At 70.8% G+C, this 6,424-nt stretch carries 6 protein-coding genes; 1 reads left to right on the top strand and 5 read right to left on the bottom strand.

Annotation, left to right across the window (positions count from 1 at the left end):
- The 3 genes from IMZ11_RS07495 to IMZ11_RS07485 form a co-directional block, all read right to left on the bottom strand.
- Positions 1 to 785, bottom strand: a 785-nt coding sequence (locus tag IMZ11_RS07495) for a winged helix DNA-binding domain-containing protein (RefSeq protein ID WP_228638924.1), incomplete at its 3' end; no start/stop codon positions are given.
- A gap of 4 nt (positions 786 to 789) precedes the next feature.
- Positions 790 to 1,005, bottom strand: a complete 216-nt coding sequence (locus IMZ11_RS07490) for a hypothetical protein (RefSeq protein ID WP_228638922.1) — start codon at positions 1,003 to 1,005, stop codon at positions 790 to 792.
- Between the two features lie 296 nt (positions 1,006 to 1,301).
- Positions 1,302 to 1,766 (bottom strand): MarR family winged helix-turn-helix transcriptional regulator, encoded by a 465-nt coding sequence (locus IMZ11_RS07485; protein WP_228638920.1) that lies wholly within the window; start codon positions 1,764 to 1,766, stop codon positions 1,302 to 1,304.
- 104 nt (positions 1,767 to 1,870) lie between these two features.
- Between IMZ11_RS07485 and IMZ11_RS07480 the strand changes: the two genes are divergently transcribed.
- Positions 1,871 to 2,707, top strand: a complete 837-nt coding sequence (locus tag IMZ11_RS07480) for an alpha/beta fold hydrolase (RefSeq protein ID WP_228638918.1) — start codon at positions 1,871 to 1,873, stop codon at positions 2,705 to 2,707.
- Positions 2,708 to 2,823: 116 nt separating this feature from the next.
- Here IMZ11_RS07480 and IMZ11_RS07475 read toward each other — a convergent pair whose 3' ends face one another.
- On the bottom strand, positions 2,824 to 4,119 hold the full coding sequence (locus IMZ11_RS07475; protein WP_228638916.1) for a dicarboxylate/amino acid:cation symporter: 1,296 nt from the start codon (positions 4,117 to 4,119) through the stop codon (positions 2,824 to 2,826).
- 552 nt (positions 4,120 to 4,671) lie between these two features.
- Positions 4,672 to 6,405, bottom strand: a complete 1,734-nt coding sequence (locus tag IMZ11_RS45900; RefSeq protein WP_305075853.1) for an FAD-dependent oxidoreductase — start codon at positions 6,403 to 6,405, stop codon at positions 4,672 to 4,674.
- Between the last annotated feature and the right edge of the window lie 19 nt (positions 6,406 to 6,424).

Genomic DNA, 6,424 nt, shown 5'->3' with positions numbered 1-6,424 from the left:
GGAGCGTCGGGGAGGTCGAGGAGTTCTCGGCCGCGCTCGTCGCGGAAGGTGACCAGTTCCTCCCGTATCGCGGCGACCGCGGCGGGGAGTCCGGCGAGGCCGGACCAGGCGCGTAGGTCGGCCGTGGCCGCGGGGCCGTAGGCGGCCAGATAGCGGCGTGCCAGCTCCTGGCCGACCGGGTCCGAGCCGTCCAGGGCGGACGGGTCGATCTTGCGGCCCAGCCAGGAGGAGAGCGGGACGTTGCGCACGCCCGCCTTGGTGCGCCATATCCCGCGGGGCGGCAGCTGCACCATCGGGATGAGGGCGGCGACCAGCATCTCGCCCAGTGCCCGCGTGCCTGGCGCCGGCCAGCGGTCGGCGAGGGCTCGCGCGAGTTCGCCCATCGACCGGGGCTCGCCGTCGGCCATCACCGCCAGTCCCGCCTCGGCGAGCTCGTCGAGGTCCAATCCGTCGAGCTCGCCGCGGTAGGTCCCAAGGACCCGTTGGCGCAGCATCGCGTCGTGGCGGGCACGCCATGCGAGGACGTCGTCGGCGGTCAGCAGGTGGACAGTGCGGCGCATGAGGTGGGTCCGTACGACGCTTCGGCCGATCAGCAGGTTCGAGAGGTCCGCCGGGTCGAAGGCGCGCAGCCGCGACCAGAGCCCGACGAACGGCTCCTGCGGCTCCTGGGCCTGCAGGCCGCACAGGTGCGCGACGGCGTCGAGGGCCGGCATGTCGGCGTGGTCGAGCAGCAACTGGCGGGCGAGCGTCGCGCGGTTGAGCGCCCGGACGTCGAGAACGGTCATCGGCTCACGCCGCCGCGCGCTCGTCGGTCAGGAGCCGGGGCACCCATTTCATCCGCGCGTTCCGTGGCTCGGGCCGGCCCTTGCGGTAGCGGCCTGTGCGCAGGCCCATCTCCGGCGGGCCGCCCCCGCGGTCGGGGTCCCCGGCCTGGCCGCCCGTCATGGTGCCCAGGCAGTGGGGGCCGACCTGGATTCCGGTCCGGCCCCGTGCGCGCATCTTCACCGCTACGTCCTTGCCTTCGAGTCGTGTGTTGGTCCGGTGGGAGCCGGCGGCGCCATGACGGAACGCGTGACGGCAGCTCCGCCGCCCAGACTCTGATGGGCTCGGCTCGCCTGCCCCTGCTCGGTGACCACAGTCGCAGGAGAAGCGGTCAGGTAGTGACCGCTTCTCGGGCACGTCCTTCGCGCGCGCCCACCGCACCGGCCGGGTCTGTCCGAAGCGTCGATGACGACTGATGATCGCGAAGACCCGAGCGGATCACCCCGGCTCCTCGCGTCGTCGCCGCCGAAAGCGACCGTCTACTGGACGTCCTCGCTGCGTAGGCGGACGAGTGCCTGTGGAGTCAGGTGTCGTGCGACCTCTTCCAGGAGGGCGACGATCTCGGCGACCCGTTGCGGGTCGGCGGTGTCCAGGGCTTTCGCCAGCGCACCGTCGATGGAGGTCGAGCGGACCTGTTCCACCCGGTCGGAGATCTCGGGGGCGGGCCGGATCAGGAGACGGCGACGGTCGCGGGAGTCGGGTTCGGTGACGACGGCGCCGGCTTCGCGGAGGCGGGCCACCCCCGCGGACACGGCGCTCTGCGGTAGGCCGGTGCGGGTGGCGATCTCCCCGACCGCGCTGCCGGGATGCGCCCGCACGTCGCTGACCACGATCAGGACCGTCCGAACGCTGGTCGGCTGGTCGCCCAGCCCTTCCGTGGGCAGGGCCTCCTCGCCGATCTTCATCAGCGTGCGCCCCAGCAGGAACAGTTCGACTCCGTTCACGCGTCCAAGGTACATCAGAAAAGATACATCTAGGTTGATGTATCAAATTTGATGCTTTATGGTTCGAGTACGGCGCCAGAAGCCCCGACATCGAAGGAGTCGACATGGCCACCACCACGACCGGCCGCCTGCCCGTTCCCGGCGCGACCCTCCACTACGAGGTACGCGGCACGGGCCCGACACTGCTGATCTCCCAGAGCGGCGAAGGCGACGCGGGCCGCAGCACCGATCTGGTCGACCGGATCAGCGACGACTACACCGTGGTGACCTACGACCGGCGCGGCCTGTCCCGCAGCACCCTGGACGACCCCGGCCGGGGCGTGACACTGGCCGAGCACGCGGAGGACGTCCACCACCTGCTCGCCGCACTCACCGACGAACCGGCCCTGATGCTCGGTTGCAGCCTCGGCGCCGTCATCGGCCTGCACCTCGCCGTCCGCCACCCCGGCCAAATCGCCACCCTCGTCGCGCACGAGCCGGTCGCTCCCCGGCTGCTCCCCCACGCCGAGCGGGTCCGGCACGAGGAAGAGCTGGCCGAGATCCAGCGGATTCATCGCCGCGACGGACTGGAGCCGGCGATCAAGGCCATCACCGCGGTGCTGGGCATCGACCCGGCCAACCCCGACGCCGAGCCCGGCCTGACCCCTCAGCCCATGAACGCCCAGCGGGTCGCCAACTTCGGGTTCTTCATCGAACACGACTTCACCGCCGTCATCGGCGACACCCTGTCCGTCACCGAGCTGCCCGCCACCTCCACGCGCATCGTGTCCGCCGCCGGTCGTACCACCCCGCGTGCCGTCTTCGACTACCGCTGCGCCCAGGAACTGGCCGTCGTGCTCGGCACCGAGATCACGGAGTTCCCGGGCGGCCACAACGGCAACACCACCCACCCCCGCGCCTACGCCGACCAACTGCGCCGCGTCCTCCAGAACGTGGCTTGATCCGACGACCGGCGAGGTGAAGACCTCGGGCCGGACGGACGACGGGCGCGGCGTCCGCGACCTTCCTGGTTGTCGAAGGTCGCGGGCGCCGCGCCCGTGTGTTTCCGCCGGGGATGTCAGGCGAGGGCCGGCTCGGACGACCCGGCGGCCTTACCCGGGGGGACGTCGTCGAGCGGCTGCGGCGGCGCCGTGAAGACACTCTCGTCGAGGCGGTTCTCCGAACGTCCCACCAGGACCGGGACCACCATCTGGCCCGCGACGTTGGTGGCGGTGCGGATCATGTCCAGGATCGGGTCGATCGCCAGCAGCAGGCCGACGCCCTCCAGGGGCAGGCCGAGCGTGCTCAGGGTCAGGGTCAGCATCACGATCGCGCCGGTCAGGCCGGCGGTGGCGGCGGAGCCGACCACGGAGACGAACGCGATCAGCAGGTAGTCGCCGACGCCGAGCGGGACGTCGAACACCTGCGCCACGAAGATCGCGGCGAGCGCCGGGTAGACCGCCGCGCAGCCGTCCATCTTGGTGGTCGCACCGAACGGCACCGCGAAGGACGCGTAGTCACGGTCGACGCCGAGCCGGTCGGTGGTCACGCGCTGGGTCAGCGGCATGGTGCCGACGGAGGAGCGGGAGACGAAGGCCAGCTCGATCGCGGGCCAGGCGTTGCGGTAGAAGGTGAACGGGCTGACCTTGCCCACGAGGGCGAGCAGCGCCGGATAGATCACCAGCAGCACGATGAAGCAGCCGACGTAGACGCCCACGCTGAACTTCGCCAGCGGAGCCAGCAGATCCCAGCCGTAGGTGGCCACCGACTTACCGATCAGGCCGGCGGTTCCGATCGGGGCCAGGCGGATGACCCACCAGAGGGCCTTCTGGACCAGTTCCAGGACCGAACGGCTGACGTTCAGGAACGGCTCGGCCTTCTCGCCGACCGCCATGGCGGCGGCGCCGAAGACGACTCCCAGGAAGACGATCTGGAGGACGTTGAGCTCGGTGAACGCGGTGACGACGTTGGTCGGGACGATGCCGGTCAGGAAGTCGAGCCAGGTTCCGGCGCCGTCCAGGTCGACGGCCTTGGCGCCCTCGGTGGCGATGGTGACGCCCTGGCCGGGATTGATCAGCAGGCCGAGGCCGATCGCGGCGGCCACCGCGACCAGCGAGGTGACCATGAACCAGAGGAGCGTCTTTCCGGCGAGCCTGGCGGCTCCGCTGACGTTGCGCAGGTTGGCCACGCTGACGACGACCGCGGTGAAGACCAGCGGCGGGACCGCGAGCTTGAGAAGCTGGACGAAGATCTTGCCGACCTCGGTCAGCGTGTCGGCGAGCCAGGCGACCTCGGCGGCGCGGGCGATGAGCCCGAGGCCGACGCCGACGACGAGGCCCAGCAGCAACTGCAGGGAGAAGGAGAACTTCTTCACGAACAAGACTCCGGAGAAAGGCATGCCGGAGTGGACACGGCACGCGGGTGAGGAAGGGGGGAGATCGAAGGCGTGTTCAGCGACAGAGATCGCCGTCGATGCGGCACAGATCGACGTGCAACCGCTCGACGAGCCACACGATGACCACCGAGAACCTCACGAGCGGCTACAACATCCCCCGTCGCAACCGACATTCCCTTTCCGAAGTGTGACATGGCTCACATATTATCGCCGTGGTCGTTCTCCGACCTCGGTGCGCCCTGGGCCCCGAACCGCCCGCACCGCACCGCACCAGGCAGGCCCCGACAGATGAGGGCGAACCGTGATGTCCGCCCCGCGTGTTGAGTGGGCCGCACACCGGTTGTGGGGCCGCACACCTTCCGTGCACGGCCCCACCTTCAGCTGCTCGCGGACAACCGGGGTCGGCCTCCTCTGGTCACGCCGGAAGGAAGACCAACCGCTGTCCGGCGCCGACGAGCAGCGGCCACGCGGCGCCCTGACAGCCCTGCACCACCCCAGGAGTGCGATGCGTGGGCAGGAAGCCGCCCGGGATCAGGCGCCCAGACGTCGGATCTTGAGCACGTTGTCCAAACGGGTGGCCGGCTGCCCTTCAAGGTCGGTCTGGACGCGCTCGTACTCCTCGCTGAGCAGGACCTCCCACTGTCCGTCGGGGAGGTCAAGCGCGTCGAGGACCTCGTCCGACGTGGGGAAGTGCAGCTCCGGATGCGGATTGTGCTCCCAGGAGGGGAACCCCGCGTGCCCGACGACGAGGAGGACCCCGCCGGGCGCGACGGCCGCGGCGGCCGTCCGCAGGATTTCCTCTCGCGGCAACTCCACGGGCGAGTGCAGGAAATGGGCCGAGACGAGCTCGAAGACGCCGCTGGGGAAAGACTTCCCGAGGTCGTGCCACTGCCAGTCGATGCGATCGGCGACGTCCTCCGCTGCCGCCCACTTCGCCGCCCGGTCCAGGGCGACGCGGGAGATGTCGACCGCGGTGACGTGCCATCCACGCCGGGCGAGCCAGATCGCGTCGGCTCCCTCACCACATCCCAGGTCCAGGGCCCTGCCCGGCTCAAGGCCGGTGACCTCACGGACCAGGACGGCGTTGGGGTTCCCGCTCCAGATCTGGTCGCTCTGACCGTAGCGGGCGTCCCAGAACTCCTCGGTCGCGGCGTTGTCCTCTGTCATCGGCGTGTGCTCCCTCGTGTGCTCATGTCCCGTGTCCGCGTGTCCCGTGTCCGCGTGTCCCGTGTCCGCGTGTCCCGTGTCTTCGCGTACGGGATGGTGGTGCCGGTCGTGCCGGCGGGCGGCGACGGCCCGGCTGGTCTCCTCGGCGGTCAGGTCGGCGTTGATGGCCGCGGCGGCGCGCACCCCCGCGGCGGCGGCGCCGATGACCTGCTCGGTCAGGTTGGCCACATTGCCGGCCACCCACACCCCGGGGACTCGCGTCGCTCCGGACGGGTCCGCGGCGACGTAAGTGCCGACCACATGTCCGCCCATCTCCTGCTCGGTCGTCTCCAGGCCAAGGCCGGTGAGGATGTCGGCACGAGCGGTGAAGCGCGGCCCGACCACGAGAGCCTGACAGGAGACCACCCGGCCGCCGGTCAGCCGTACGCCGGTGAGCCGGTCGTCCGTCACCTCCAGACCCTTCACCTCCCCGTCCACCACGGCGATGCCGCGGGCGACGAGTCGCTCATAATCGTCATCGCCGATCCGAGGCGCGGTGTGCGCGAAGAGGGTGACGTCCGTGCTCCACTGCCGCCACATCAGCGCTTGGTGGACCGCCAGCGGCCCGGTGGCCAGGATTCCGATCGCCTGGCCGCGCACCTCCCAGCCGTGACAGTACGGGCAGTGCAGCACCTCGCGCCCCCACCGCTCCGCCACTCCCGGCACCGGGGGCAGTTCGTCGACCAGGCCGGTGGTCACCAGCAGCCGGTCCGCGACGACCGCGGTCCCGCCGTCGAGTACGACACGGAAGCCTCCGGCGTCCAGGCGCTCGACCGCCACGACGTCGCCGTCCACGATCTCGCCGCCGTACCCGGTCACCTCCGCCCGGCCGGTGGCGAGCAGGTCCGCGGGTGGCGTGCCCTCGCGGCCGAGGTAGCTGTGGACATGCCCAGCCGGTGCGTTGCGCGGCCTCCCGGCGTCGATCACCAGCACCGAGCGGCGTGCCCGGGCCAGGGTCAGCGCCCCGCTCAGCCCGGCGGCTCCCCCACCCACGACCACGACCTCGTAACGCCGCTCCTCCCCCTGGGGGGCAACGATCTCTCTTGTTCGCTCAGTCATGCGAAGTACCTCCGTCCAC

Origin of the sequence: Microtetraspora sp. AC03309 (assembly GCF_020826795.1) — a bacterium.
GTDB lineage: Bacteria > Actinomycetota > Actinomycetes > Streptosporangiales > Streptosporangiaceae > Microtetraspora > Microtetraspora glauca.
This window is presented reverse-complemented; position numbering and strand designations above follow the sequence as displayed.